Below are 26,380 nucleotides of genomic sequence, written 5' to 3'. Positions count from 1 at the left end.
GCCGCGATCTTAACACCGACCAATGACAAGGTCCGGTGGGGATGACCCCACCGGACCTTGACCAGTTCGGAAACTCTTCGCTTCGAGCGACTCGCTACATCGCGGTCAGCCCTTGGCGTTGCCCTTCTTCCACGTCGACCACGGGATGTTCCAGTCGCCGAGGCCGTCCGTGCCCGGCAGCGGGTCGCCGATCGTGTTCTTGACTGTCACCGGATCTCCACGCAGCGTGTTGCGCACAGTCCATAGTGCGTCGTCCGGGCTGAGGTTGAGGCAGCCGTGGCTGGTGTTCGTGTTGCCCTGCGCCCACACCGACCACGGCGCCGAGTGCAAGTAGATGCCGCTGTACGACATCTGCGTGGCGTAGTCGACCGGCGTGCGGTAACCGTCTGCCGAGCTGGTGGGGACGCCGTACGTGGACGAATCCATGATGATGTTGTCGACGCGGTCGCCGATCATGTAGATGCCGTTGTTGGTGGGCGCGGATTCCTTGCCCATCGACGTCGGCATGGTGCGGATGACCTTGCCGTTCTTCTTGACGACGACCATCTTGGTGTTGTCGTCGACGAACATCTCGAGGTCGCGGCCGACTTTGAAGCTCGACGAGGCGTTCTCCTGGCCGAACGTGCCGTTACCGAGGTCGATGCCGAAGATGTTGACCTTGACGTTCACCTTGGTGCCCGAGGCCCAGTAGTTCTCCGGACGCCAGCGGACTTCCTGATCGCTGATCCAGTAGAACGCGCCCTCGACGGACGGGGTCGACGTGATCTTGATGGCGTCCTGTGCGGCCTGGCGGTTGCCGATCGCCTCGTCGAAGCGCACCGACACGGTCTGTGCGACGCCGACGGTCTCGCCGTCCGGCGGTCCGATGTACGCAGCGGTCTGGTTCTCGGGCGAACGGGTCCGGAACTTGGTGGTCTGCACCGTCTTGCCACCGACTCCGGTCGCGGTCGCGTTGACGGTGTAGGTCCGGTCGTACCCGAAGGGCTCAGCGCTGGTCCAGGTGGTGCCGTCGTCGCTCAACTCACCCTTGATGAGGCCACCGTCGGCCTTCTTGATCCGCACATCGGAGATGGCGCCCTCGGTGGCCTTGACGACAACCGGACGACCCGGCTGGACGCCGAGTTCGTTCTTCGTCAGCGGCTTGCCGGCCTCGTCGGTGATCGAGACGGCAGGCTTGATCATGTCGCCGAACTCGCCGTTCGCGTGCACTTCGCTGTCGTAGCCGCTGACGCCACTGCACGCCGAGAGGAATGCGGTGGCGGCGACCATCAAGGCGACTGCTGATGTCGCTTTGACGCGAGGTCGACGGAGCCCGCTCCGAGTGATGCCCATCTTGCTCCCAAAACTGTGTGACCCGTAAACGGACCGGTATTCCGTTTTCTCGATTGTACGAGACGCCGAACACGTTTCACGTATCCGACATCGACCGTCATCCCTCACCGCATGACCGGTCAGCGCCTACCGCCACACCGCCGAAGGGTGTAGCAGCAGGTCAATGACCGTTCAGCCTGCGAGGATTCGATCCCGAGAATACCGAGACCCTCCGACAAGCACCACCGACGACGCACAGGATCACACTCGGAGCATTCAGTTGAACGACGCGTCGACCTGGAGTCGTAGTCGAGGCTTGGTCCCCTACCTGGCCCGCGGTGCGGCGACGTCCGGGTATCCGCCAGGGAACTCCGACGACTTGTAGGTGATCACCCCGTCCTTCTCATCGACGAACTCACCGTCGCAGCGCCCGGCGAGTGCAGTCGCGATGGCCGCCTGTCCGGCCGGATCGATCGTCTCCACCATGTGTTCGACGCCGACGTCCGGCAGCGGCGAATAGCCCCGCACCGGAGTCACACGGCACTGTCCACCATCGAGGTGTCCGCTCGCCCACTCCCGCTCACTGCGGATGCCGAAGTATGCGGTGTCGCCGGGGGTGTCGTCGCCCGCGTTGACCTGGTTGATGTAGTCGGTGCCGGGGCAGACCAATCGTGCCTGCCCCTTCTGTGAGCAGCCGCCCATGGAGCCGTACTGCGGCGCCCCGACAGCGATATATGTCGCAACCTTCGACGCTCCCCCGAGTTCCTTCAAATACCAGCGGGCCGTCAGTCCGCCGATGCTGTGCCCGACAAGCGCGATCTTCGCGGACGGTCGTTCAGCACGGATCCGGTCCACGGCAGCCCCGATCTTCGCCGGGTCCTCGCGCAGTTCGGTGCCCGCGAGCTCGAGGACATGCGTCCGGTACCCCTTGTCGCGGAGAGTCGCGGCGAGCGGCTGGTACGGCGTGCCGCCGAAGGTCTGGCCCGGGACGATCACCACATCGGTGATTCCCGCGGCGCCCGTCGGCTTCTCCGCGGACACCGAGCCGGTTCCGATCATCGACGCGGCGAGGACGGCGGCGGCGCCGAGGGCGGCGACTCTCCTGATCATCATGGATAATTAGGTTAGCGTTACCTTTTTCAATATGGGGCGTGCTGAGGCAGACGCCACACGACGCGAGCGAGAATCGGATCTCATCCACCACGAAAAAGACCCCCTCCGAATGGAGAGGGTCTTTCACAGTGCGCCATCAGGGACTCGAACCCCGAACCCGCTGATTAAGAGTCAGCTGCTCTGCCAATTGAGCTAATGGCGCTTGGCCTTGCGAGAAGAAACACTAACAGTAGATGGAACCAGAACAAAAATCGGCTGGTCAGACGCTGTTTTCAGCTCTTCTCGCGGCTCATCAGCGGACGATCTTACGAATCACGACCACAACAGTGAGCGCGCCGACTCCGATCAGACCGAACTTCACCGGAGGGCTCGCCAGCAACGCGAGCGCCTTGCTCTTGGCGTCGTTCGCGAGACGTTCGGGGTTGGCGCGCACGGCGAGCTGATCGAGCGTCTTGGCCAGCTCCTCGCGCGCCTGTGCGATTTCTTTCTCGATCCGTTCGGTTTCCCCGGCCACGGCGTCTCCACTTCTACTCGTTGTGTCTGTGCAGGCAAGCCTACTTGTGCAGACCAGCCTATAAGGGCTGCGGCGCACCACGGCCGATCAGGTCGCGCGATCGGATAGCCTGGCGGTATGTCGGAGAACGCACGCCTCACCGTTGGTGACAAGGCCCCGGAATTCACCCTGCTCGACTCCACCGAGAAGCCCGTGTCGCTCTCGGACTACGCAGGTCGCAAGGTGATCGTCTACTTCTACCCCGCCGCCATGACACCGGGCTGCACCAAGCAGGCGTGCGACTTCCGCGACAGTCTCGCCGAACTCAACGGTCAGGGCATCGACGTCGTCGGCATCTCCCCCGACAAACCCGCCAAGCTCGCCAAGTTCGTCGAACGCGACGAGCTGACGTTCCCGCTGCTCAGCGATCCCGACAAGGAAGTGCTGACAGCGTGGGGCGCATTCGGCGAGAAGAAGCTGTACGGAAAGATCGTCCAGGGCGTCATCCGATCGACATTCCTCGTCGATGAGAACGGCGTCATCGAAGCCGCTCAGTACAACGTGCGCGCCACCGGCCACGTCGCCAAGTTGCGCCGCGACCTCTCGGTCTAGCGGCGTCGCTCCCAGTGGAACTCGTCCCACGCAAGCGTCCGACCCAGGAGCGGAGTCGGCGCACGTTCGACTCCATCCTGTCGTCCGCGCGCGAGGTGCTCATCGACGTCGGATTCGAATCGTTGACATGCGAACAGATCGCCCAGCGCGCCGACCTTCCGATCGGCACCATCTACCAGTACTTCGCCAACAAGTACGTCGTGGTGTGTGAACTCGACCGGCAGGACACGACCGCCGTCAGCAACGAGCTGTCGGCATTCGCCGCCGAGATCCCGTCGCTCAAGTGGCCTGAACTGCTGGAGAAGTTCCTCGATCACCTCGCAGAACTGTGGCGCACGGACCCGTCGCGGCGAGCAGTGTGGCTGGCCGTGCAGTCGACGCCTGCGACGCGCGCGACCGCGTCGATCACCGAGAAGATCCTCGCCGAACAGGTCGCGCGGATCCTGGCGCCGCTCACACCGACCTCAGAACGGCAGCGGCGCCAGATGATGGCCGAGGTCCTGGTCCACGCGTCGTACTCGCTGCTGAGTTTCTCCGTGCAGGAGCCGCACGATCACCAGAAGGTGGTCGGCGAACTCAAGCGGATGCTCGCAGGCTATCTGCTCCTCGAGGACGCCGTCAGCCGCTGAGCCGTCAGGTCTCCTCGAGGATCGCGACCGCGGCGGCCATGTCGCCGTCGTGCGTCAGCGAAACATGGATGCGCAGATGTCCGATCTGCTCGGCGAGGTCGCCGTGCAGGCGGATGCGCGGGCGGCCATAGGCGTCCGACTGCACCTCCACCTCATTGACGGCCGTCTCCGGCAGCACCGGCGCCAGACCGAACCGGCTCGACGACCACGCCTTGATCACGGCTTCACGCGCCGCCCAGCGCGCCGCGAGGTGACGATCGTCGGCACCGGTTCGGTCGGCCGAATCCCGACGCTCGCCGACCGAGAAACGGCCGGCGAACGTCGAACCGGGCTGCTTGAGCTGCTCGGCGAACTCGGTCACCGACACCATGTCGATGCCGACTCCGACGATGCTCATCGTGCGTCCGAGGTGGTCATGCGTACGAGCCCTGGGCGTCGAGACGGACCTCTGGGTTCAGCAGGAGCGAGGCCTCTGCCGTGTGCTCGTCGCCGTCCCCGAGACGACGGTCCGCCGGACGCTGGTACGCGGGGTCGCCGCCGCACATCGCCGAGAGGAGACGCTGCTGTCCGTCACGCAGGCGAGCTGCGGCGGCGCGCCGGTAGTCCGCACGTGAGGTCTCGTCGAGCGACGAGACGAACGCCTCGGGGTGAACCACCGCGATGAGACCGGAGACGTGTCCGAAGCCGAGGCTGGTCAGCAGACCGGCCTTGAGCGGGAAGCGCTCGCCCATCCGCAGTGTCTCCCGCGGCCACACCAGGTGCGGGTACTCGGCCATCTTGTCGTCGACGCAGTCGAGACTGCGGTTCGGAGGGACCACACCGTCGCGGAGCACCTGGCACAGGCCGATCAGTTGGAACGCTGCGGCCCCACCCTTGGCGTGGCCTGTCAGCGACTTCTGCGAGACGACGAACAGCGGAGCACCGTCGCCACGGCCGATCGCGCCGGCGAGACGCTCGTGCAGCTCCGACTCGTTCGGGTCGTTGGCGCGAGTCGACGTGTCGTGCTTGGACACGACCGCGACGTCGTCGGGACTCACGCCGAGCGAGGCGAGGGATGTCGCCAACGGGGACATCTTCTGTCCGCGTGCCGCACCGAGAGCACCGAGGCCCGGAGCCGGGATCGACGTGTGCACGCCGTCGCCGAAGCTCTGCGCCCACGCGACCACACCGAGGACCGGGAGCCCGAGCTGGGCGGCGACGTCACCGCGTGCCAGGAGCACTGTTCCACCGCCTGCCGATTCGACGAATCCGCTGCGTCGACGGTCATTGGCTCGCGAGTAGCGACGTTCGTCGATTCCCTTGGCCTTCATCGCCGCCGAGTCGGCGGTGGCCGACATGTCGCCGAAGCCGACGATGCCTTCGATGCCCACGTCGTCGAAGCCGCCGGCCACGGCGAACAGCGCCTTGCCGAGGCGGATCTTGTCGGCGCCCTCCTCGACCGACACGGCCGCGGTGGCGCACGCGGCGACCGGGTGGATCATCGCGCCGTAGCTGCCGATGTACGACTGCACGACGTGCGCGGCGACCACATTGGGCAGCGCTTCCTGCAGGATGTCGTTCGCCTTCGACTCGCCGAGCAGCGTGTCGACGTACAGCGAACGCATCGACGTCATGCCACCCATGCCGGTGCCCTGAGTATTGGCGACCAGACCCGGGTGGACCCACCGCATCAGTTCCGACGGGGTGAGGCCCGCGGTGATGAACGCGTCGACCGTCGCGACGAGATTCCACAGTGCGACGCGGTCGACCGATTCCGCCATGTCGGGCGAGACGCCCCAGCGGACCGGGTCGAAGCCCGTCGGGATCTGTCCGCCGACGGTGCGCGAGAGTTCGAACCGACGCGGGACGCGGATCTCGGTGCCCGCCAGGCGGGTCACACTCCAGTCGCCCGAATCAGTCGCCACGATGCGCGTCCGCTCCGGATCGGCCGATGCGAACGCCCGAGCAGCGGCCTCGTTCGGAACGGTGAACGTCAGGTCCTCGTCGAGGAAGACCGACTCCAGCAGCGGCGACGAGTTGTCGACCATCGCGCCCTCATCGACGTATCGACGGATGCCGCACCGAGCGACGACCTCGTCGTGGTAGCGGTCGGCGATGTCCGCCTCGGCGACCGGGTCGCCCGACTCCACGTCGTACCAGCCCGGCTTCGGAGTCTCCTCCCAGGTGACCAGGCCGGTGTTCCACGCGAGTTCGAGGACACCCGCCGCCGACAGCTTCTCGTCGACCTCCATCTCGAAACGGGTGCGCGACGAGCCGTACGGGCCCACCTCGCCCGCACCGACGATGACCACCATGTCCTCGGGACGCGCAGTGATCTCCGGCCACTCGTGGGCGGTCGGCAGATCGGCGCGTGCCGGGAACGGGAGCGCCGCGACCAGCGGGTTGACCGGCTCGTCGACGTCCGACTCCGGCTCGTCGGCAGACTCGGCGGCTGCGACCTTCGCCAACGCCTTGAGATCGATGTTCGGGTCGAGTCCCGCGGTCAGGTCGGCCACGATCGGCTCCACCCGAGCCTGCGCTCGCTTGTCCGCGGTGCACAGCGACACGAGTTCACCCGCCATCTCCTCGGTGCTCCACGTGCGGACGCCTGCTGCCTCCACTGCGGCGACCATGCCGTCGTTGCCACCCATGAGGCCGGTCCCGCGAACCCAACCGATGAGGGCGTGCGCGATCGTGGTGCGCGATCCCCACGACTCCTCGGCACCCCAGCGGGTGACGAGAGCGTCGAGCGCGGCCTTCGATTCGCCGTACGCGCCGTCACCGCCGAACATGCCGCGGTTGGGCGAGCCCGGCAGGACCACATGGAGTCGCGAATCGAGATCGTGATCTGCGCCGATGGCGCCGAGACCTGCGATCATCCGTTCCACGGACCACAGGAGGACCTTCATCTCCATCTCCGCGCGACCACCGGCGTCGGTGAGGTCGCCCGCGACGCGCGGGGCGGCGAACGGGAACAGCAGAGTCGGCGTCATGGCCTCCTTGATGACACCCGTGGTGGCACCGAGGTTCTCGGTCTGCTCGGTGCCGATCCACTCGACGACGGCGTCCACGTCGACGTACGACGCGAGATTGGCAGGCACCACCCAGAGCGCTGCACCGTGGCTCGCGTGGTCGCGGTAGAGCTCCTTGTAGAACCCGAGACGCTCGCTGCTCAGGCGCGAGGTGGTCGCGATGACTGTCGCTCCCCCGCCCAGCAGTTCGCCGACGACGGACGCGGCGATGGAGTCGGGCGACGCACCGGTGACGACGGCGACGTCGTCGGCGAACACGCCGGACTGCGTGGACTCTGCGGCTTCGGCGATCGCCGCGAACAGGCGGGCGTGCACGCGGAAGCCACGATGAAGCGCCTTGCCCTGCCACCAGGTGGCGTGCTCGGCGACGGTCGTTCCCGCTCCGGCCATCCGACCGACGATGCGGTCGTGGTCGGCGTCGACGGCGCTCTCGTCGAGCAGCCACAGACGTGCGAGGTCTTCGCGGGCGCTCGCCCAGCGGTCGTCCAGCAGGACTGCCCGCTGCTCGTCGAACGAGGGAGTGACCGTGCGGACCCAGTCGGCGCCGAGCTCATCGCTGATGCGCTGCGCGGCGACCGCGTTCGGGTCGTCGAGGATCTCCTCGGTCGACGCAGTCGAGGTGAGACCGAGCTTGGCGAGGATCGTGTTGGCCGTGGCCGCGAGGACACCGTCCTTGCCGCCCATGTGCTCGGCGAGGGCGTCGAGGGCAGCCGAGTCGACCGCGCCTCCCGCCGCACCGCCTGCTGCGGGCAGTTCCACGCTGATACCGCGAGCCGCACCGACCGAGCGGACCGCACGGTCGATGAGATTGTCGAGATCGTTCACCGTGGTGACGGCGCTCTCGAGCAGGTCGCCGAGGTCGCCGCCGCGCACGCTGGCGCCGTCACGCGAACCGAGCGCGACCGCGACGAGTGTGTGCTGCGCCCATCCACCGCCGAGCTGCCACGTGTCGGTGACCCTGTCGACGATGTAGTTCTGACGCTTGTTGACGGGTCCGGCAACCTTGCGGATCTGATCGCCGACGGCATCGGTCAAGACATCGCCGAGCGGCTTGTACCCGCGTGCCATCGTCTCGACGGTCGCCGCGAGAGCGTGCATCTCCGCCTCCGCGGCGCCGTCGATGGCGCCGAGACCGAGCTCACCGCCGATGTCGAGCAGCAGCTGGTTGCGACGCGACGACACCCCGTCGCACAGCGACTCGATCGTGTCGGCTGAGCCGATCTGGGACGGCGTCATCTTGGTCCAGAGGGAGATGACTGCGCGGACCGCGTCGGCGGGGCCGAACGTGATGTCGTCCGGGCGCGGCCCGGCGGCTGCTGCGACAGGCGCGGCGGCGACGGGTGCGGCCTCCACAGGTGCGGCTTCGACGGCCGCCTCGACCGGGGCCGTATCACCTTCATCGGGGTCCTCGACCGGTTCGGGGGCACTGTCCTCGGCGCGCAGGAGCTGCTCGTCGGTCTGCGCGTTCAGTACCTCGGTGACGGCTGCGCCGTACGGAGGCAGCTTGAGCGTGTTGCGAGCGAGGCCGGTCAGCGTCGGGGCCGACTTGACGCCGACCTCGACGAAGCGGTCGATCCCGAGTCCGCCCTGTTCGACTGTCGAGAACAGCAGGTCCTGCGTCTCGATCCATCGGACTGGGCTGGCGAACTGCCACGCCAGGAGCTCGATGAGGATGACACGGGCGAGTTCGGCCGGACGTGCCTCCCACGACTCCCAGTCGGCCAGAACGGCGTCGAGGGGCTCGGACGGAACCAGGTCGGCGATCTCCTGGACGAAGTCGCGACCCAGGTTGAACAGGCGAGGAACGAGATTCGGGATGTAGTTGCCGACGAGGATGTCGGGGTCGATGACCTCCGGCAGGAGTTCGTCGAGCTTGCCGCGGAACTCCGGCACCCCGGCGCGCAGAACGGTCGAGTGGAACGGCACGTCGATTCCGGGGACGAGGATGAACGCCCGCTTGCCGCCGAACTCGGCGCGACGCCGATCGATCTCGGCCTCAAGCAGTTCGAGCCCGCGGACGGTGCCGGCAATCGCGTACTGCGACCCGAGCAGGTTGAGGTTGACCACCTGCAGGAACTCGTCTGCATCGGTGCCGATTCCGGAGACGAACGCCTCGACGTCGGCGTCGGCCAGACCGAACTGGCTCGGCCGGATCGCCGCGAGACGGTAGTCGCTTCGGCCCTTCGCGTCACGGGGAACCAGGTGATGCATGGCGCTGCCGCGCTGGAACACGACTTCGAGGACTGCTTCGAGAGGCAGCACACCGGCGCAGGCGGCGAGCGCGTTGTACTCGCCGACCGAGTGACCGCAGGTGATCGAGTCTTCGACGTACGCGCCCGCCTCACGCAGTTCAGCGATCTGCGCGACGCCGAGCGTGGCCATCGCGACCTGGGTGAACTGCGTCAGGAACAGCACGCCGTCCGGATGGAAGTAGCGTTCACCGTTGGCGACGAGTGTTGTCGGGTTGTCGCGGACCACCGCGAGGATGGAGAAGCCGAGCGTCTCGCGGGTGTGCTTGTCGGCACGGTCCCAGATGTCACGGGCCGCGGCACTGCGCGATCGGGCCTCCAGGCCCATGCCCTTGCTCTGAATGCCCTGGCCGGGGAACGCGTAAACGGTCCGCGGCGCGGCGAGCAGTCCGGTGGCCGCCATCACGAGCTCATCGTCGACCTTGGCGGTCACCTCGATGACCTCTCGACCGGAGTCGATTCCCACACGGTCGACACGGACGTCGACGGCGTCGCCGAGACGGACCATGCCGAGGTAGCGCGCGGTCCAGCCGAGCAGAGCACGTGGTGCGGGGGTCGGCTGACCGGAGTCGGAGGCGGTCACGACCTGCTGTGCGAGCGCCGACAGCCACATGCCGTGGACGATCGGGTCGCCGAGTCCGGCCAGGCGTGCCGCGAGTGGATCGGTGTGGATGGGGTTGCGGTCGCCCGAGACGACGGCGAAGCCGTGCATCCGGGACGGTGCGTTCACCGTCACCGATCGCAGGTGCTTACGGGTGCCGGTCCGCTCCTCGCGGAGCGCACCGCCGGCCCGGACCGGGTCGGCCAGGCTCGCGGCGCCGGTGCGACCGCGGATGGCGAAGCGCTCGACGAGCTGGGCGATCGGGGTGTCGCCGTCGGTGACGGTCACCTCGACTTCGACGACGCGTCCCACGTCGGCGTCACTGACGCCGACGCAGCGCGCGGCAACGGTCAGGTCCGTGTCGACTGTCGGGAGCGCCGCCTCCAGGGTGATGGCGTGATCCAGGTGGACCAGGTCGAGCAGCCCTTCGACAACCGGTAGGCCGTCATCGGTCGAGACTCCGCCGATGACGCTGAACACCGTCGGCCAGCAGGCCACGACGAGCGCGTCGGGCACCGCAAATCCGTTGGGCGACGACGGCGTGGTCGCGCCGAGTCGAGTCGGAAGACCCGACGACGTCGCGCCGCTGTGATCGGCGACCGAATCGGCGCGCCACGCGACGGTACCGGTGGTCGCGCCGTCGGTGAGAGCGAGCAGATCGCCGCCCGCGGCGACGGCGAGCAGGTCGCGCATGGCATCGGCGGCGCCCGCGGTGGTGACGCGGGGGCTGCCGCCGTCGACCACCTTGAGGTCGCCGGTGAACGGGATGCGCAGGATCGAGCCGGACACCGGGATCACCAGGTCGAGACGGATCTCGTCGTCCGCGGTCTCGGCGTCCGGGACGTAGGCGATCATCGCGCCCGTGGAGTGCTCGGCGTACTCACCGTCGTACACGGTCCACGCCTCGCGGTCACCGAGGAGAGCGATGGGATTGCGGACCTGGCGGCCCGCCCAGAGCACGTCTTCAGCTTCGATCAGAATGCTGAGCGGCCCGGACTCGCTGACGATGCCGCGCCGACGACGTGCGGCGACGACCTGGGCCTGCTCGCCGGAGGTGCGCAGATCCGTGACCACCTGGTCCTCGAACCGGTTCAACAGATCGCCGACCGGTTCGTCGACTCGGGTGATGCCGGACACTGCGACGGTTCCGGGGATGATGCAGACCTCGTCTGCGGAGTAGCGCGCGTCGTGCGCCTGCCAGAGGGAGTCCGAACGCCACCAACGCCGGACGTCCTTGTCGATGACGGGGACGAAGTTGACGGGCTTGCCCGGCGTACGGCACTGCTCGAGGAAGAACGCCACATCGGCGGGATGCAGGATGTCGGCCTCAACGGCGGGGAAGGTCTCGGTCAGGCGAGCGATCGCACCGTGTGCGTCGTCTACCCGGACACCGAACAACGACTCGAACTCGCCGGTGTCGAGATGGTGCATGCGGGCCTCAGTGCGACGCAGCATGTCGACGAAACGCTTCTCCCACGTGATGTCGGCCCATGCGTACTCGCCGTCGGCGCCCACTGCGAGCTCGGCGAAACGGGTGAGCCACTCGAGGTAGGTCATGGTGCTGACGTCGCCGAAGTACGGCTTGGCTGTGCGTTCCATCGCGGCGATGATCTCGTCACGCCGCTCGGCCACCGCGTCCGCGTCGCCTGCGACCTCGTCGAGGAGGCGACCGCAGCGCGACGCCGAGTTGTCGATCTCGTGGATGTCGGCGCCGAGCTGGCTGCGCCCCGAAGCCATGCCTGCCTCGCTGTGGCCTGCGCCGATCCAGGTGTCGCAACCTTCGGTGTCGACGAGCATCTGCTTCACCTCGGGTGAGGTGGTGGCCTCGAGCGTCGCCATGGCGGCGGTGCCGATCAGGATGCCGTCCAGCGGCATCGACGGGTAGTCGTACCGGGCGGACCATTCGCCGGTCAGGTACTCCGACGCGCGTTCGGGAGTCCCGATGCCGCCGCCGACGCAGACGACGACGTTCGGCCGGTCGCGGAGTTCGCCGTAGGTCGCGAGGAGCAGGTCGTCGAGGTCTTCCCACGAGTGGTGGCCACCTGCGCGCCCGCCTTCGATCTGGACGATGACCGGGAACTGGGGCACTGCGATCGCGATGCGGATGACCGCGCGGATCTGGTCGACGGTGCCCGGCTTGAAGGCGACGTAGTGCAGGCCCGCGTCGTTCAGTTCACCGACGAGATCCACCGCCTCGTCGAGCTCGGGGATGCCCGCGGTGATGATGACACCGTCGAACGGTGCACCCTGTGCGCGTGCCTTCTGCACGAGGCGCTTGCCGCCGAGCTGGAGCTTCCACAAGTAGGGGTCGAGGAACAACGAGTTGAACTGGACCTGGCGGTTCTCGTCGAGCAGGTCGGTGAGTTTGGCGACGTTGGACGCGAAGATCTCCTCGGTCACCTGTCCGCCACCGGCGAGCTCGGCCCAGTGGCCCGCGTTTGCCGCCGCGGCGACGATCGCGGGATCGACGGTTGTCGGGGTCATACCCGCCAACAGCATGGGCGATCGGCCCGTGAGTCGAGTGAAAGCGGTGTCTACGACGGTGCGTCCGGTCGGCAACGACACCAGACGCGGCGAGAAGGCCGACCATGGCCGCGCGACGGCCGGGGCGCTACCCGGAACGAACAGACTGCGCTGGCCACGACGGGTGGCCGCGGCGATGACACCGACGCCCTGTCCACGGACCAGGGGTGCGGCGAGCCGAGCGCCGAGATCGGCTGGACCGAAGTCGATGATCCACGATGCGCCGGAGGCCACTGCGTCGCCGATCTGGTCCACCCAGTCGACGGGGTCGACGAGGATGCGGGTGGCGAGACGGCCGGCGAACTCCGGGTCGAGTCCGGAGAGGCCGGCCCATTCGACGACGAGGTCAACCGCGGGTGCAAGATCGGGATGGTGGAACGGCACGGTGACGGCCAGTTCCTCGAAGGTCGGCGCGAACGGCTTCCCGCCGGTCAGTTTGGCCTTGCGGTCGGCGGCTTCGGCCGTTGCACGACGTGCACAGAGCGCTTGGAATCCGGTCAGGTGACGCGGCGACCCCGCGAGAACGATCGACCGTCGGTTGTTGACGATCGCAACGGTCGGCAGTCCTGATGTCCCGGTGGGCAGCGACGCGCGGTACTCCTCGAGCATGGCGTCGATCTCACGCGGCGGGACGCCGTTGACCGCGACCATCGGCGAGGTGCCCTCGGTGGTCTGATCCGCCGAGCCGAGCAGCCCGAGGCGGCGGGCGGTGACAGTGGCCGCTGCCCCCATGAGCTGGGCGATCGCGAGGAGAGCCGCGTCGTCGGCTTCGCGGGGATGTTCGGCGGTGGTGATGGCCTCTGCGGCGAGGAGCCCCTGCGAGTGACCGATGACGGCGCTCGCCGGGAGCCTGCTCGGGTCGAGACCCTGCTTCGACAGGTTGGCGATGGCCGCGATCTGAGCGAGGAGGATGCCCGGGACCGACAATTCGGCGGCGGCGAGTTCGGCGTCGGTCGGGACCGCCCGGTCCTCGTCGACAGCGGCGATCCACTCCGCGGGGGCGAAACGGTCGCCGCCGGCAGCGGCGAGACGGTCGGCGACAGGCCCCAGGGAGCGCGCAGCGGAGTCGACGATCGCGGTGATCCGTCGGCCCAGATCGGCGTCGGCGACGAGCTCGGCAAGTGTCGGCAGCCACGGCCCGCCCTGCCCGCCGAAGCTGATCGCATAGCACTCGCCGGCCGCGAAGCGGTCGATCAGACTCGTCGAACCGTCGTCGGTTGAGGTTGCTCGATCACCGGTGCGGAACTGGTCGAGGGTCACGGATACTCCTGTCGGCCTGTGTGGGGGAACTCGGCCATAGTGCCACAGAAACATGAGGGATCCCTCATGTTTGGAGGCGACCGCGAGGTATACTCGCTGGTAGACCCGTCAGTAACCAACTGGACCTGCGTCGCCCGAAAATTCAGTGACTGTCATCACAACCGCCCGGGCCCGTCGACGTGTCATCCGCTGAAACGACGTGAATCCCCCACGTCACGTCGCGACGTACTAGATTTCGATCCAGTAATTCGCAGTGAGTCGCACACCGGGTGCGATCCCGCGGGGAGGAGCACCATCCATGAACCGTTCACACCGACTGGTCGCCGGCGCGTTCGCAGGAGTCGTTGCAGCGTCGGTCATCCTGACCGGATGCTCCAGCAACGACGACAGCGGCAACAGCTCGACGACTGCAGCCTCCGACTCCGCCGCGAAGTCGACACTCGACGCCGCCGCGACCGCGACCGAGGCCCTCACAGGCGCGCACATCGTGATGGCGATCGACGGCAAGCTGCAGAGCCTGAACGCCAGCAAGGTCGAGGCCGACGTCGAGACCAAGCCCGAGCTGAAGGGCAAGGGAACCACCACCCTGAACATGGGCGGTCGCACAGTCGACGCTCCATTCGTCTACATCGACGGCAAGCTCTACGCCGACGTGGCCGATAAGGGATACCAGGATTACGGCGACGGTCGTTCGATCTACGACGTCTCGAAGATCCTCGACTCGAAGAGCGGCGTCCCTGCCATCCTTCGTGCACTTCAGGGCGCCACCAAGGCGGGCACCGAGACCGTCAACGGCGTCGAGACCACCAAGATCACCGGCACCGTCAGCGGCAAGGACCTCGCGGGCCTCGCATCGACGCCGTCCACCGGTGAGCTCGCCGAGGCGACGTACGACGCCACCGTCTTCGTCACCGATGACGGCAAGAACAACGTCGCACGAGTCGTCGTCTCCCCCGCCAAGGACGCCACAATGACCGTCGACATCAGCGAGTGGGGCCAGAAGGTCGATGTGAGCAAGCCGAAGAACGTCGAAGCTCCGACCGCGAAGCCGAAGTCGACCACGTCGGGCGAGACCCCACGTGAGAAGACCGGCAGCTGACCCTCCCGTCCCCTTCCTTACCTCTCTTCCTCAGGAGAACACCATGAACATCCGCAAGCGTCTCGCCACCGCGGGACTGATCGCCGTCGGAGTCGGCTCCGCCCTCACCGTCCCGTCCATCGTCGACCCGGCGCCCGCCCACGCCTACAGCTACTACGGCGCGATCGCGCTATCGCCGAGCACCGGCCAGACCGGCCGCGCCTGGGACTACGACAACTCTCGTGATGCCGCCAATGTCGCCATGAGCTACTGCTCATACTCGGACTGCAAAGTGGTGACCGAGTTCGTCAACGGCTGCGGCGCCATCGCAAAGGGCACCAGTTATTGGGGTTACGGTTGGGCGAGCAACCTGTACGACGCCGAGTCGTACGCCCGCTACTACTCCGAGGGCGGCTACATCTACGACTGGGTCTGCACCTCCGGCCACAGCTGATCCGCACCGACTGACGGCCCGGGAGCGCACACGCGCGCCCGGGCCGTTAGTTTTGTTCCATGTCGACCGATCCCTGCGTGTTCTGCGACATCGTCGCCGAACGCGGTCCCGCACATCTCGTCTACTCCGACGAGCACGTCGTTGCGTTCCTCGACCGCGCTCCGGTCACCCGCGGGCACACGCTGGTGATTCCACGGAAGCACTCATCCGGCCTGTCCGACCTTGATCCGACACTCGGCGCACCCCTGTTCGCAGCCGCCCAGCGGATCGCCGACGCCATGAAGACACCCGAGTTCGGTGCGCACGGCGTCAACCTCGCAGTCAACGACGGCCGAGCCGCGATGCAGACGGTGTTCCACACTCACCTGCACGTCGTCCCGCGGCGGAGCGGAGACAAGCTCTCGTTCGCCAAGGGTCTCGTCACTCGCCGCGCGGGTGATCTCGCGACGACTGCGGCACAGCTCCGCGGACTGATCGGACCACACGCGTGACGGACCTCGAGCGAGCCGCGGAGCTCATCGCGCACGCCGAGAAGACCGTCGTGTTCACCGGTGCCGGAATGTCCGCCGAGAGCGGCATCCCGACATTCCGCGATGCCCTCGTCGGCATGTGGGAGAACCACGACCCGATGACGCTGGCGTCATCGGAGGGATGGAAGGCCGACCGCGACCTCGTCTGGGGCTGGTATGCGCAGCGCGCGAACGACGTCCGCGATGTCGAGCCGAACGACGGGCACATCGCACTCGCGCAGTTGGCCGTCACCGCCCGCATCGACGGTCGAGCGGTCAGTGTGATCACGCAGAATGTCGACGATCTCCACGAACGTGCAGGCAGCGCGGTTGCCAGCCACCTGCACGGCAGCCTGTTCGCGCCCCGGTGCGAATCTTGTCGTCACCCCGAGAGCGCAGAGACAGCCCTCGTCACACCCCGACCGATGTGCCCGCTGTGCGGCGAATCGCTGCGGCCGGGCGTCGTGTGGTTCGGCGAACTCCTTCCGCGAGACGCCTGGTCCACTGCGTCCGCAGCGGTCGCCGCCTGCGATCTGATGATCGTGATCGGGACGAGCGGGGTCGTCCAACCCGCCGCCGGACTTCCCGAACGAGCGCACCTCGACGGAGTCCCCATCATCGAGGTGAACCCGGAGCCGTCGGAGCTGACACGACTGGCGACCATCCACCTCGCCGGATCGGCGGCCGAGACGCTGCCTCGGGTTGTCGGATGACGGACACATCGGCGGACCTCGACGACACCATCCGTCTGGAACTCGAGTTCTTGACATCACTGGTCTGGGCGCCGGCCACGGTGGCCGTCGCCGCGGTGCATGCGATGATCGGCCGACCTGAGGAGCGCGACCCCCCGTCGCGAGATCTGCTCCCGGTCGACACCGTGCTCTTTCTGAGACCGGTTCACACCGCGGTCTTCGCCGCTGTGGTGGCCCGCACAGATGCCGGGCTGCCGGTGACGCCGACCCTGCTCACCGAGGGCATCGCCGATCCGAAGGAGCGGGCCGGCCTGCGGAGTGTCCTCCTCGACATCGCCGCGCCGTCGGGAGCGGGACCCCTCCCGGGTGGCGCCGACGTCGCACTTCTCGCGGTCGCCCTCACCGACCACTGGTACCGACGTGGCTACCTGAGCCTCCTCGCTCGAATGTCGCTCGCTTGCGAAGAGTCCGCGACCGCGGATCTCGCCGGCTTCTGGCGTGGACTCACCGACCATCAACAGATCGCGGAAGCCAGGTGGCTCAGCGTCCGCCAACGACTGACCCGCGTCTGAGAGGGACCGCGGTCGTCACACGGCGACAGGCTCACCGATCTCATCGACCCCGGTGGAGGCGACCTCACCATCGGGAGTCCTCATCGGAACCGACAGGAGCAGGTAGCCGATGACGATCCAGGCGACAAGCACCGCGAACGCCGCAGGCGAGCCCGCCCCGTCGAAGAACGCCGCACTGCGCAGCGCGGTGCCGGTGGCGCCGAGCGGCAACAGTTGTCCGACGGTCCCCCAGATCGACGGCAGGAACTCCGGCGGTGCGGAGATTCCTGCGAGAGGCATGCCGACAAGCATGAACACCAGCGCTGCACCGCCGATCCCCGGCGTGCCGACAGCACGGACAAGACCCGCAACCGGCGCCGCTATCGCAAGGATGCCCGCGGCGAGCGCCAGCCACTGAAGCCCGAACCCTCCGCCCAGGACGCCGACTGCCATGGCGACGCCGATCGACGCGGCAGCGACGGCTGCCGCGCCTACCGGAAGTGCCCACAGGATCACCCTGCGGCGGCGTCCGACGAGCGCAGCAGTGGCGCCAAGGGCGACTCCCGCCATGAACACCGGCATCACCATCGAACCGAACCCCGCACCACGCGAGTCGTCGTCGGCAGCAGGCGCGACGTCGACGACGGGTGCGGCAGGCGCACCCGACTGGGCCGCGAGTCCGGCGCCGATCTGAGTGAGCGTCGTCGCGACAGCCGGGCTGCCGCCGGTCGCCACGATCGTCTCAGGCTGCGCGCCGAGCACAAATCCGCCGTACACCTCACGGTTGCGTGCGGCGTCCCGCAGATCGTCCGATGTCTCGAAGCTGCGAACGTCGAAGGCCCCCGGCTGGTGCTGCTCGAGCGAAGAGCTCATCTGTCCCACCGCAGCGGGAGGTCCGACCACACCGATCGGCACGTCATGCGGCGCACCGCGCGACGCGGGCCCGATGAACATCAACAAGACGAGTGGAATCACGATCGAGAGTCCGATGACGACGGCTCCCAGCTTGCGGACTGTCGTGGACATGGCCCACCTCCGATTAATTCAACAACTGTTGACACCCAAGGTACGACGGATTGCCTTATAAGTCAACGAGTGTTGAATTTCGGGTAGGCTGGACGCATGGCAGAGGCTTCATCCACCCGAGCAGGACGACGCAGCGGAGAGTCCACGGCGCGCGCGGACATTCTCACTGCAGCGCGAGAGATGTTCGCGAGCAACGGATTCAAGGGCACGTCGCTGCGCGCGGTCGCCGCCGCGGCGGGCGTCGACGTCGCGCTCGTCTCGTACTACTTCGGCAGTAAGCACGGTTTGTTCGTCGAAGCGCTCGAGGTGCCAGTCGATCCCGCCGAGCAACTGACGCGCGCCGCGGACGGCCCCCGCTCCGAACTGGGCACGAGGATCATCACAGTGTTCACCGGCGCCTGGGAGGGCGAAACCACTGGCACCGCGCTGCAGGGACTACTGCGATCCATCGTCAACGACCCCGGTCGCTCGAATGCGTTCGGCGAGTTCGCGTCGCATCGGATGGTTCCGCTGCTCTCCGAGAAGGCCGGGGTGGACCTGGACACCGCGCGTGTGCTCATCAGTTGCCTGTTCGGCATGGCGATGGTCCGATATCTCGTCGGCGTTCCGACGTTCGCCGAGTTGACCCGCGATGAAGTGATCGCCATGTACGGCCCCCGACTCCAACTGATCGTTGACGCCGACGGAACCCACATTCCGTAAAAAATTCACCGATCCGACGGCCACCTGCCGGCGTCGGCCCGTTTCCCGTCGAATCGGTGAATGTTATGCGAAGAGGCGTGTCGTCAGCCGCGGCCGCGCCCGGCGACGCGCGGTGACCGCTTGTTGTAGCCGTCGCGCTTGTTGTAGCCGCCACGGCCACGGGGCGCGCCCATGTCCTGACGCAGATCGATCGGATGCTTGCCGATGCGCGTGTGCTTGAGCAAGTTCAGAGTCTCGGAGTCGAGATCGTTCGGCAGTTCGACCAGCGAGAAGTCGTCGCGGATGCTGATGTTGCCGAAATCGCCTCGCGTGAGACCTCCTTCGTTGGCGATCGCACCGACGATGGCCCCCGGCGACACCTTGTGCTTGCGCCCGACGGCGATCCGGTAGGTCGCGAAGTGCCCACCGTTGCTGCCGCGGGGTGCGCGCTCCGGTCGCTCGCTGCGCTCACGTCGCTGGCCCGCGGGCGGATCCGGTGCCATGAGGAAGCCGCCGTCCCGCGATTCGAGCGCGAGTGCCGCAGCGATGTCCGCCATCGCGACATCGTTCTCGCGGGCGTAGTTCTCCACGAGCCCACGGAACATGTCGAGATTGCTCGATCCGAGATTCGATGTGATCGAGTCGGCGAACTTGGCGACACGCTGTGCGTTCACGTCGTCGACGCTCGGCAGGTCGATCTCTTCGATGCTCTGACGCGTGTGGCGCTCGATGGAACGGAGCAGATGACGCTCACGCGGCGAGACGAAGAGCAGTGCGGCGCCCGATCGTCCAGCGCGACCGGTACGGCCGATGCGGTGGACGTACGACTCCACATCGTGTGGGATGTCGTAGTTGACGACGTGCGAAATGCGGTCCACGTCCAGCCCTCGTGCGGCCACGTCCGTGGCGACGAGGATGTCGAGCGAGCCGTCCTTCAGCTGGTTGATGGTGCGCTCACGCTGCGCCTGCACCATGTCGCCGTTGATCGCCATCGCCGACAGGCCGCGCGAGCGCAGCTTCTCGGCGAGCTCTTCGGTGGCCGATTTGGTGCGGACGAAGATGATCATCCCGTCGAAGGTCTCGACTTCGAGGACACGAGTCAGCGCGTCGAGCTTCCGCTGGTGCGACACCTGCAGGTACTTCTGCGTGATGTTCGACGCGGTGGCGGTCTTGGCCTTGACCGTCACCTCCTGCGGGTTGTTCAGGTACTTGCGGGCCAGCCGACCGATCGAGGCGGGCATCGTCGCCGAGAACAGCGCGACCTGCTTCTTGTCCGGAGTGTCGGCGAGGATCCGCTCGACGTCTTCGGCGAAGCCCATCGTCAGCATCTCGTCGGCCTCGTCGAGGACGAGGAACTCGAGCTCGGACAGATCCAGAGTGCCCTTGTCGAGGTGATCGATCACTCGGCCCGGGGTGCCGACGATCACCTGTGCGCCGCGACGGAGACCGGACAGCTGGACGCCGTAACTCTGGCCACCGTAGATCGGCAGGACCTTCACTTCGGGCATCTTGCTGGCATACCGACCGAACGCCTCGGACACCTGCAACGCGAGTTCACGCGTGGGCGCCAGAACGAGCGCCTGCGGCTTGCGGGCGGAGGTGTCGATGCGCGAGAGCACGGGGATGGCGAAAGCCGCCGTCTTACCCGTACCGGTCTGCGCGAGGCCGACCACGTCGCGTCCCTCGAGAAGAGGAGGAATGGTCGCCGCCTGAATGGGTGACGGCGTCTCGTACCCGACTTCGTCAACTGCTGCGCGCACGCGACCGTCGATGTCGAAGTCGTCGAAGCTGGACACCGGTGCCGAATCGTCGGCGGAATCTTTAGTCATCGTCTGTAGATGCTACCCCGAAAAGGGCCTGTGACATGCCTCACCGGGCTACTGGTACTGTGCGAGCGAAGAATTCGCCGGCCGGGCGGTTCGAGCGATTTCCAGTTGAGGGGAATGAACATGCAGGAGTACACCACTCCCACCAGTTTGGTCGTCGATCCGAGTGCAACGACGATCACCACTCTGCAGCGTTACCGCAAGGAGCGCCCGACACTGCCGCTGTTCAAGCGTCGCGGAGACGGCGGCCAGTGGGTGACGGTCACGGCAGCGCAGTTCGCCGACGAGGTCGACGCCGTCGCCAAGGGCCTGATCGCTGCCGGTGTGACGGCAGGCGACCGCGTCGCTCTGCTCTCGTCCACACGCTTCGAATGGAGCCTGTTCGACTATGCGATCTGGCGGGCAGGAGCCACCACCGTCGCCATCTACGAGACCTCCTCGCCCGACCAGGTCGATTGGATCCTCACCGACTCCGCGGCATCGGTCCTGATCGTCGAAGACGCCGGCCAGCGCAGCAAGCACCAGGAGGTGATCGCAGGTGCGTCGGCACTCCGCGAGACCCTGGTGATCGACGACGGTGCCGTGAACGCCCTCCGCAAGCGCGGCGCCGATGTCCCCGACTCCGAACTCGATGCTCGCGAGGCGGCCGCCACGAGCGGCGACGCCGCCACCTTGATCTATACCTCGGGCACCACCGGTCGCCCGAAGGGCGTCGTCCTGACGCACGAGAACTTCCTCGCCGAGACCGCGGCGACTGCCGCCGCGGTCGGCACCGGCATGGAGGAGGGCAAGTCGACTCTGCTGTTCCTGCCGCTGGCCCACGTGTTCGCGCGTGTCGTCGCCGTCGCCGCACTCGAAAACGGCGTTGTGCTCGGCCACACCGCAGACATCCCGAACCTGATCGCCGACCTCGCCGTGTTCAAGCCGAACTACGTGCTGTCGGTGCCGCGTGTGTTCGAGAAGGTCTACAACACGGCCGAGCAGAAGGCGATCGACGGCGGCAAGGGCTCCATCTTCGGCAAGGCCGTCGACACCGCGATCGAGTTCAGCCGCGCCGAAGAAGCCGACGGGGCGGGTCTGGTCCTCAAGATCAAGCACACCATCTTCGACAAGCTCGTTTACGGCAAGCTGCGCGACGCACTCGGCGGCAACTGCGAAGGCGCGATCTCCGGCGGCGCACCGCTCGGCGAACGTCTCGGCCACTTCTTCCGCGGCGCGGGTGTTCCGATCTACGAAGGCTACGGCCTGTCGGAGACGACTGCCGCCGTCACCGCTAACAGCCAGGAGCACAGCCGCATCGGTTCGGTCGGCCGCCCCGTCCCCGGCGTGACCGTCAAGATCGCCGAGGATGGCGAGGTCCTGCTCAAGGGCGGCATGGTCTTCAGTGGTTACTGGCAGAACGAGACGGCCACCGCCGACTCCATCCGGGACGGATGGTTCCACACCGGCGACATCGGCCGCCTCGAGGACGGCTTCCTGTTCATCACGGGTCGCAAGAAGGAACTGATCGTCACCGCGGGCGGAAAGAACGTGTCCCCCGCTCAACTCGAGGACTCGATCCGCGCGCATCCGCTGGTGAGCCAGTGCCTCGTCGTCGGCGACAAGAAGCCCTTCATCGCAGCGCTCATCACCCTCGACCCCGAGGCCGTGCCAGGGTGGCTCGAGCGCAACGGTCTCCCCGCTGACACGACGTTGACCGAGCTGACGACGAACCCGGCGATCCGCGCCGAGCTCGACGCAGCGGTCGCCGACGCCAACAAGAAGGTGTCAAATGCCGAGGCGATCAAGAAGTACGACGTCCTCGACACCGACTTCACGATCGACACCGGCGAGCTGACCCCGACGATGAAGCTGAAGCGCAACGTGATTCACGAGACGTACCAGCAGGCGATCGCCGACCTGTACTCGTGATCGACAGGGCTGCGCCCGCGTTCACCTCGTGACGCGGTCCGCTCACGGCCGCGATCTCGCGATCGACGCGCTGCGCGGACTGGCCATCTGGAGCATGGTCAGTCTGCACTTCGCGGACGGCACCTGGGCGGCCGAACCGACTCATCTGTTTCCGTACATGGACGGGATGAGCGCGTTCGTCCTCCTGTCCGGTCTTGTCCTCGGCATCGTCCACCAACGGTGGATCAGCCGGTTCTCGCTGCGTTACAGCGTGGACCGGCTGATTCGTCGTATCGCCGTCCTGTACGTGTGTCAGGCCGCAATCGGACTGGCCGCCGTGCTGGCCGCTGCAGCGTTCACCCGCCGCGAGTTCCGCCGCGTCTCGCTGCTGCCGTACCCGGACGACGTCGGGGAGAAGGTCCGGTGGGCCCTCGGTCTGCGTTACCTGCCGAGCGGCGGGAACATCCTGCTGCTCTATCTGATCCTCATGGTCCTCGCGCTTGCGGTGATCCCGATCCTGATGCGCGGGTGGTGGCCGCTCGTCATCGCCGGATCGATCGGGCTGTACGTCGTCAGTCAGACCTCAACCGCCGGGTGGATGGTCGTCACGTCGTTCCCGGGCGGTCTTGAAGTCCAGAACTGGGCCGCCTGGCAGATCCTGTTCATGATCGCGCTGGTGATCGGCTGGCACTGGGACCGCTTGCGGGTGCCCGAGCGGGTGGACACCGCCCTCCCCGTGCTGGTGACCGTCGCACTGGCTGTCGGCTTCACGGTCCGCGATGTGATCCGGTCCCGGTCCGTCGTCCGCCACTCCGGTTGGCTGATCGACAAGGTCGATCTGGGCGTCGTCCGCGTGATCGTGGCGTTCCTGGTGGTGACCACGTTGTACGGCGTGTTCCGCACAGTCCTAGGCTGGACTCGTCGCGATGTGCTGCGTCCGCTTGTCTCGACAGGCGCCCGCAGTCTCGACTCGTACGTGATCCAGGCGTTGGCGCTGCTCGCGGTCCCCGCGGTCCTCGTCCCACGCCCCTGGTCGGCTTCGACGGCGATGACGACGGCCGCGGTGGTCTTCGCGACGTGCTGGTTGTGGGCCGAAACCCGCAGCCGGTTCCGGATCGACAAACTCCACCGACTGCCTGCACGAGTGGTCCAGGCCGGCGCGGCGGGGATCCAGCGAGCGGGGAGGACACAGCGATGAGACAGCGCCCGGACAAGCACGACGCGTCGACGGTCGGCGAGCAGACGTGGAGTGTGCACGGCGGAAATCACGCAGAGGGCGAGGGCGGCGCGATCCGGGTCCCGGTCACGATGGCCAACTCGTATCACCTACCGGCGGATCCGTCGACGATGGACTGGTCGAATCCGGAGCATCTCACTTACACCCGGAACACCGGCGTCAACCAGATCGCATTGCAGGACAAGCTCGTCGCGTTGGAGCACGGGCAGGACGCCGTTGCACTCGCCTCCGGCGTCGCCGCACTGCATGCCGTGTTCTTCTCCCATGTCTCAGTCGGCGACCACGTCGTTGTCGCCGACGCGACGTATGAGGCGACCTACAAGCTGTGGACGTCGTTGCTACCGCGGAAGTACGGGATCGACGCGACGTTCGTCGACATCGCCGACCTCGGCGCCGTTCGCGCGGCGATCCGACCCAACACAAAACTGATCGTGACCGAGGTGATCGCCAATCCGACGACCAAGGTCGCGGACATCGCGGCACTCGCCGATATCGCTCATGCGACCGACGCATTGCTCATGGTGGATTCGACGTTCACTCCGCCCCCTCTGTTCCGTCCGCTTGATCACGGCGCCGACCTGGTTGTGCATTCTCTGACCAAGTACATCAACGGGCACGGCGACGCGATGGGCGGTGCGGTGATCGGCACGGCGGCGGCGGTCGAACCGATCCGGTCGGAGGCGATGGTCGACGTCGGTGGCGTGATCTCACCGTTCAACGCGTGGCTCATCATGCGCGGCTCCGTGACACTCCCCCTACGCCTTCGACAGCATCAGGCGTCGGCGCTGGAACTGGCACGTTTCCTCGAGGCCGACGAGCGGATCGCATACGTCGCCTACCCCGGACTCGAATCGCATCCGCAGCACGACCTCGCCGTCCGACAGTTCGGCCGCGCCGCGACACCCGATGCGGGATTCGGCGGCATCATGTCGTTCGCTGTGAAAGGTGATCCCGACCTGCAGAACCGTTTCGTCGCGGCCCTGCGTGTGATCACCTCTGCGGTATCGGTCGGACATGACGAATCACTGATTGTGCACGTCGGCACCACCGGTCCACGGGTCGCGGCCTACCCAGACGGATTCCGCGAGTACGGACATCTGCGGTTCTCCGTCGGTCTCGAAGACGTCGACGACCTGAAGGCCGACCTCGCAGCGGCTCTCGACGTCGCCTGTTCCTGACCATCCGAGCGACAACCTCCGCCTCCGTGCCGTGACGGCGTTCCGTCACCCATTTCCAGCACGGCGACAGGATTGCGTCACGCCTACGAGGCAATCGTGATGGAATAGCCGACGCGCGTCGGTAAGGGGTGACGGAACGCTGCTCCTGCGTCAGGCTCAAGCGCCGAGTTCGGTCGCGATACGACGAATCGCAAGCTCGTCGACGGTCACTCCGACGGCGTCGGGGACTCGTGTGGCCGCCAATACGCACAAACCGTGTACCGCAGCCCAACAGGTCAACGCCCGATCGGGGTCGCCGACGGCGGCGACGATCCCTCGAAACCACGGACCGGTCGTCGACCGCAGATCCTCTCCTGCACCGTCGAGCAGATCGTGACGGAAGATCAGCTCGAACATCCCCGGCCGCCGTTGCGCGAACCTCCAATACTCGACGGCCGCCTCGGCTATGCCGCGCTCGATCGCAGGCGACAGCACTCGGTCCACGTCAGCGACGCCACTCGCCGCGATCGCGGCGAGCAGGCTCTCCAGCGTCGGGAAGTATCGTCGCGGCGCTCCGTGTGAGACGCCTGCCCTGGCCGCCACCGCTCGGACGCCGACCTCACCGAGTCCCGACTCGTCGACGATCTCGACTCCTGCCGCCACGAGACGGTCACGCGTGGTCTCCACGTTGACAGTGTCTACTGATGCAGCACACACTGTCCAGTAGACACTGTCTACCGATTGGAGGACACCTCGTGCCGACTACCGCTTCTGTCCTGTATCCGCTCTGCAAACACGTCCTCATCGGCCCTCCACTCCGGAGGCGAATCGACGTCACCGTGATCGGCCGGGACAACGTTCCCGACGACGGACCGGTGATCATCGCGTCGAATCACCTCGCCGAGATCGACTCGCTGATGCTTCCGCTGGCGATTCGACGCCGACTGTCGTTCCTCGCGAAGTCCGAGTACTTCACCGGCGCCGGAATCCGCGGACGCGCTGCACGAGCATTCTTCGCCGGCACCGGTCAGATCCCGGTGGACCGCTCAGGCGGAGACCACGCGGCCCTCGACGCCGCGGAACGAGTTCTTCGCAGCGGGCGGGTGTGGGCCATCTATCCCGAGGGAACTCGGTCTCCTGACGGAAGGTTGCACCGTGGCCACACAGGTGCGATGCGTGTGGCCTCGCGCGTGCCCGGTACCAGCGTCGTCCCCGTGGTCATCTCCGGGACGCCAGACGTGACGCCTGCCGGATCGCGCCGAGTTCGCCCCGGCGTCGTCACGGTCCATATCGGCGAGCCGTTGTCTGCCGACGCTCTTCTCGGTCCCGAGCAGAACGCTCGTGCAGCAACTGACGAACTGATGGCCGCGATCCGCCGCCTCGGCGATCTGGCGTACGTGGACGAGTACGCCCGGAAATGAGTGCGGGACAGCGGACCTTCCGTCGCCACCGTCCGTCGCGGCGCCGGCTTTCCGAC

At 66.9% G+C, this 26,380-nt stretch carries 20 protein-coding genes and 1 tRNA gene; 12 read left to right on the top strand and 9 right to left on the bottom strand.

The genetic code is table 11. The features are described from left to right. Window positions 1–105: 105 nt before the first annotated feature. From JVX90_RS05575 to JVX90_RS05560, 4 genes are all read right to left on the bottom strand, one after another. Window positions 106–1,332 carry an Ig-like domain-containing protein gene (locus JVX90_RS05575; RefSeq protein ID WP_205331423.1) on the bottom strand — a complete coding sequence of 409 codons (1,227 nt, stop codon included), beginning with the start codon at window positions 1,330–1,332 and terminating at the stop codon, window positions 106–108. A gap of 303 nt (window positions 1,333–1,635) precedes the next feature. Further along, window positions 1,636–2,424 (bottom strand): alpha/beta fold hydrolase, encoded by a 789-nt coding sequence (locus tag JVX90_RS05570; RefSeq protein ID WP_205331422.1) that lies wholly within the window; start codon window positions 2,422–2,424, stop codon window positions 1,636–1,638. Window positions 2,425–2,553: 129 nt separating this feature from the next. Then, window positions 2,554–2,626, bottom strand: a tRNA-Lys gene (locus JVX90_RS05565). A 90-nt stretch (window positions 2,627–2,716) separates the two neighbouring features. After that, window positions 2,717–2,938, bottom strand: a complete 222-nt coding sequence (locus JVX90_RS05560) for a DUF3618 domain-containing protein (protein ID WP_205331421.1) — start codon at window positions 2,936–2,938, stop codon at window positions 2,717–2,719. A gap of 117 nt (window positions 2,939–3,055) precedes the next feature. Here JVX90_RS05560 and bcp point away from each other — a divergent pair, with 117 nt between their 5' ends. Further along, entirely contained in the window at window positions 3,056–3,529 is a 474-nt protein-coding gene (gene bcp / locus JVX90_RS05555) for a thioredoxin-dependent thiol peroxidase (protein ID WP_205331420.1), read from the top strand. Window positions 3,530–3,543: 14 nt separating this feature from the next. Then, window positions 3,544–4,158, top strand: coding sequence for a TetR family transcriptional regulator (locus JVX90_RS05550; RefSeq protein ID WP_008378844.1), 615 nt, complete (start codon window positions 3,544–3,546; stop codon window positions 4,156–4,158). Between the two features lie 4 nt (window positions 4,159–4,162). Here JVX90_RS05550 and JVX90_RS05545 read toward each other — a convergent pair whose 3' ends face one another. Continuing rightward, the gene (locus tag JVX90_RS05545) at window positions 4,163–4,555 is read right to left on the bottom strand and encodes a holo-ACP synthase (RefSeq protein ID WP_205331419.1); all 393 of its coding nucleotides are present in this window, start codon (window positions 4,553–4,555) and stop codon (window positions 4,163–4,165) included. Window positions 4,556–4,571: 16 nt separating this feature from the next. Next, a complete protein-coding gene (locus tag JVX90_RS05540; protein ID WP_205331418.1) occupies window positions 4,572–13,802 on the bottom strand; it encodes a type I polyketide synthase in 9,231 nt (3,076 codons plus the stop codon). A gap of 298 nt (window positions 13,803–14,100) precedes the next feature. Between JVX90_RS05540 and JVX90_RS05535 the strand changes: the two genes are divergently transcribed. Genes JVX90_RS05535 through JVX90_RS05515 form a run of 5 tightly spaced genes read left to right on the top strand, consistent with a single transcriptional unit; the run spans window position 14,101 to window position 17,107 of the window. Further along, the gene (locus JVX90_RS05535) at window positions 14,101–14,901 is read left to right on the top strand and encodes an LppX_LprAFG lipoprotein (RefSeq protein WP_205331417.1); all 801 of its coding nucleotides are present in this window, start codon (window positions 14,101–14,103) and stop codon (window positions 14,899–14,901) included. Between the two features lie 43 nt (window positions 14,902–14,944). Further along, window positions 14,945–15,334 carry a DUF4189 domain-containing protein gene (locus JVX90_RS05530; protein WP_205331416.1) on the top strand — a complete coding sequence of 130 codons (390 nt, stop codon included), beginning with the start codon at window positions 14,945–14,947 and terminating at the stop codon, window positions 15,332–15,334. 59 nt (window positions 15,335–15,393) lie between these two features. Beyond that, a complete protein-coding gene (locus tag JVX90_RS05525) occupies window positions 15,394–15,825 on the top strand; it encodes an HIT family protein (RefSeq protein ID WP_205331415.1) in 432 nt (143 codons plus the stop codon). Beyond that, a complete protein-coding gene (locus JVX90_RS05520) occupies window positions 15,822–16,556 on the top strand; it encodes an NAD-dependent deacylase (RefSeq protein WP_205331414.1) in 735 nt (244 codons plus the stop codon). The genes JVX90_RS05525 and JVX90_RS05520 overlap by 4 nt, the downstream gene beginning before the upstream one ends. Then, a complete protein-coding gene (locus tag JVX90_RS05515) occupies window positions 16,553–17,107 on the top strand; it encodes a hypothetical protein (protein WP_205331413.1) in 555 nt (184 codons plus the stop codon). Before JVX90_RS05520 ends, JVX90_RS05515 begins: the two co-directional genes overlap by 4 nt. 15 nt (window positions 17,108–17,122) lie before the next feature. Here the strand turns inward: JVX90_RS05515 and JVX90_RS05510 are convergent, their stop codons facing one another. Continuing rightward, entirely contained in the window at window positions 17,123–18,112 is a 990-nt protein-coding gene (locus tag JVX90_RS05510) for an ABC transporter permease (RefSeq protein ID WP_205331412.1), read from the bottom strand. 96 nt (window positions 18,113–18,208) lie between these two features. Here JVX90_RS05510 and JVX90_RS05505 point away from each other — a divergent pair, with 96 nt between their 5' ends. Then, window positions 18,209–18,814, top strand: a complete 606-nt coding sequence (locus tag JVX90_RS05505) for a TetR family transcriptional regulator (RefSeq protein WP_205331411.1) — start codon at window positions 18,209–18,211, stop codon at window positions 18,812–18,814. Window positions 18,815–18,897: 83 nt separating this feature from the next. Here the strand turns inward: JVX90_RS05505 and JVX90_RS05500 are convergent, their stop codons facing one another. Beyond that, window positions 18,898–20,622: a DEAD/DEAH box helicase gene (locus JVX90_RS05500; protein WP_205331410.1), complete on the bottom strand. Its 1,725-nt coding sequence runs from the start codon at window positions 20,620–20,622 to the stop codon at window positions 18,898–18,900. Window positions 20,623–20,742: 120 nt separating this feature from the next. On the opposite strand from JVX90_RS05500, the gene JVX90_RS05495 reads away from it, so the two are divergent. The 3 genes from JVX90_RS05495 to JVX90_RS05485 are packed head-to-tail and all read left to right on the top strand — an operon-like array spanning window position 20,743 to window position 24,924. Next, window positions 20,743–22,530 (top strand): AMP-dependent synthetase/ligase, encoded by a 1,788-nt coding sequence (locus JVX90_RS05495; protein ID WP_205331409.1) that lies wholly within the window; start codon window positions 20,743–20,745, stop codon window positions 22,528–22,530. A 28-nt stretch (window positions 22,531–22,558) separates the two neighbouring features. Next, window positions 22,559–23,707, top strand: a complete 1,149-nt coding sequence (gene opgC / locus JVX90_RS05490; RefSeq protein ID WP_205331408.1) for an OpgC domain-containing protein — start codon at window positions 22,559–22,561, stop codon at window positions 23,705–23,707. Continuing rightward, window positions 23,704–24,924 carry an aminotransferase class V-fold PLP-dependent enzyme gene (locus tag JVX90_RS05485; protein WP_205331407.1) on the top strand — a complete coding sequence of 407 codons (1,221 nt, stop codon included), beginning with the start codon at window positions 23,704–23,706 and terminating at the stop codon, window positions 24,922–24,924. Before opgC ends, JVX90_RS05485 begins: the two co-directional genes overlap by 4 nt. A 156-nt stretch (window positions 24,925–25,080) precedes the next feature. Here the strand turns inward: JVX90_RS05485 and JVX90_RS05480 are convergent, their stop codons facing one another. Then, window positions 25,081–25,590, bottom strand: coding sequence for a TetR/AcrR family transcriptional regulator (locus JVX90_RS05480; protein ID WP_205331406.1), 510 nt, complete (start codon window positions 25,588–25,590; stop codon window positions 25,081–25,083). A 68-nt stretch (window positions 25,591–25,658) separates the two neighbouring features. Here JVX90_RS05480 and JVX90_RS05475 point away from each other — a divergent pair, with 68 nt between their 5' ends. Beyond that, entirely contained in the window at window positions 25,659–26,324 is a 666-nt protein-coding gene (locus tag JVX90_RS05475) for a lysophospholipid acyltransferase family protein (RefSeq protein ID WP_240194070.1), read from the top strand. Window positions 26,325–26,380 lie beyond the last annotated feature (56 nt).

Origin of the sequence: Gordonia sp. PDNC005, from assembly GCF_016919385.1 — a bacterium.
Classification (GTDB): Bacteria; Actinomycetota; Actinomycetes; order Mycobacteriales; family Mycobacteriaceae; genus Gordonia.
This window is presented reverse-complemented; position numbering and strand designations above follow the sequence as displayed.

What these genes read in the sequence shown, in the direction of transcription:
- JVX90_RS05575 (WP_205331423.1), bottom strand. Translation starts at nt 1,332, where the DNA reads ATGGGCATCACTCGGAGCGGGCTCCGTCGACCTCGCGTCAAAGCGACA.
- JVX90_RS05570 (WP_205331422.1), bottom strand. Translation starts at nt 2,424, where the DNA reads ATGATGATCAGGAGAGTCGCCGCCCTCGGCGCCGCCGCCGTCCTCGCC.
- bcp (WP_205331420.1), top strand. Translation starts at nt 3,056, where the DNA reads ATGTCGGAGAACGCACGCCTCACCGTTGGTGACAAGGCCCCGGAATTC.
- JVX90_RS05545 (WP_205331419.1), bottom strand. Translation starts at nt 4,555, where the DNA reads ATGAGCATCGTCGGAGTCGGCATCGACATGGTGTCGGTGACCGAGTTC.
- JVX90_RS05535 (WP_205331417.1), top strand. Translation starts at nt 14,101, where the DNA reads ATGAACCGTTCACACCGACTGGTCGCCGGCGCGTTCGCAGGAGTCGTT.
- JVX90_RS05530 (WP_205331416.1), top strand. Translation starts at nt 14,945, where the DNA reads ATGAACATCCGCAAGCGTCTCGCCACCGCGGGACTGATCGCCGTCGGA.
- JVX90_RS05525 (WP_205331415.1), top strand. Translation starts at nt 15,394, where the DNA reads ATGTCGACCGATCCCTGCGTGTTCTGCGACATCGTCGCCGAACGCGGT.
- JVX90_RS05515 (WP_205331413.1), top strand. Translation starts at nt 16,553, where the DNA reads ATGACGGACACATCGGCGGACCTCGACGACACCATCCGTCTGGAACTC.
- JVX90_RS05510 (WP_205331412.1), bottom strand. Translation starts at nt 18,112, where the DNA reads ATGTCCACGACAGTCCGCAAGCTGGGAGCCGTCGTCATCGGACTCTCG.
- JVX90_RS05505 (WP_205331411.1), top strand. Translation starts at nt 18,209, where the DNA reads ATGGCAGAGGCTTCATCCACCCGAGCAGGACGACGCAGCGGAGAGTCC.
- JVX90_RS05500 (WP_205331410.1), bottom strand. Translation starts at nt 20,622, where the DNA reads ATGACTAAAGATTCCGCCGACGATTCGGCACCGGTGTCCAGCTTCGAC.
- JVX90_RS05495 (WP_205331409.1), top strand. Translation starts at nt 20,743, where the DNA reads ATGCAGGAGTACACCACTCCCACCAGTTTGGTCGTCGATCCGAGTGCA.
- JVX90_RS05485 (WP_205331407.1), top strand. Translation starts at nt 23,704, where the DNA reads ATGAGACAGCGCCCGGACAAGCACGACGCGTCGACGGTCGGCGAGCAG.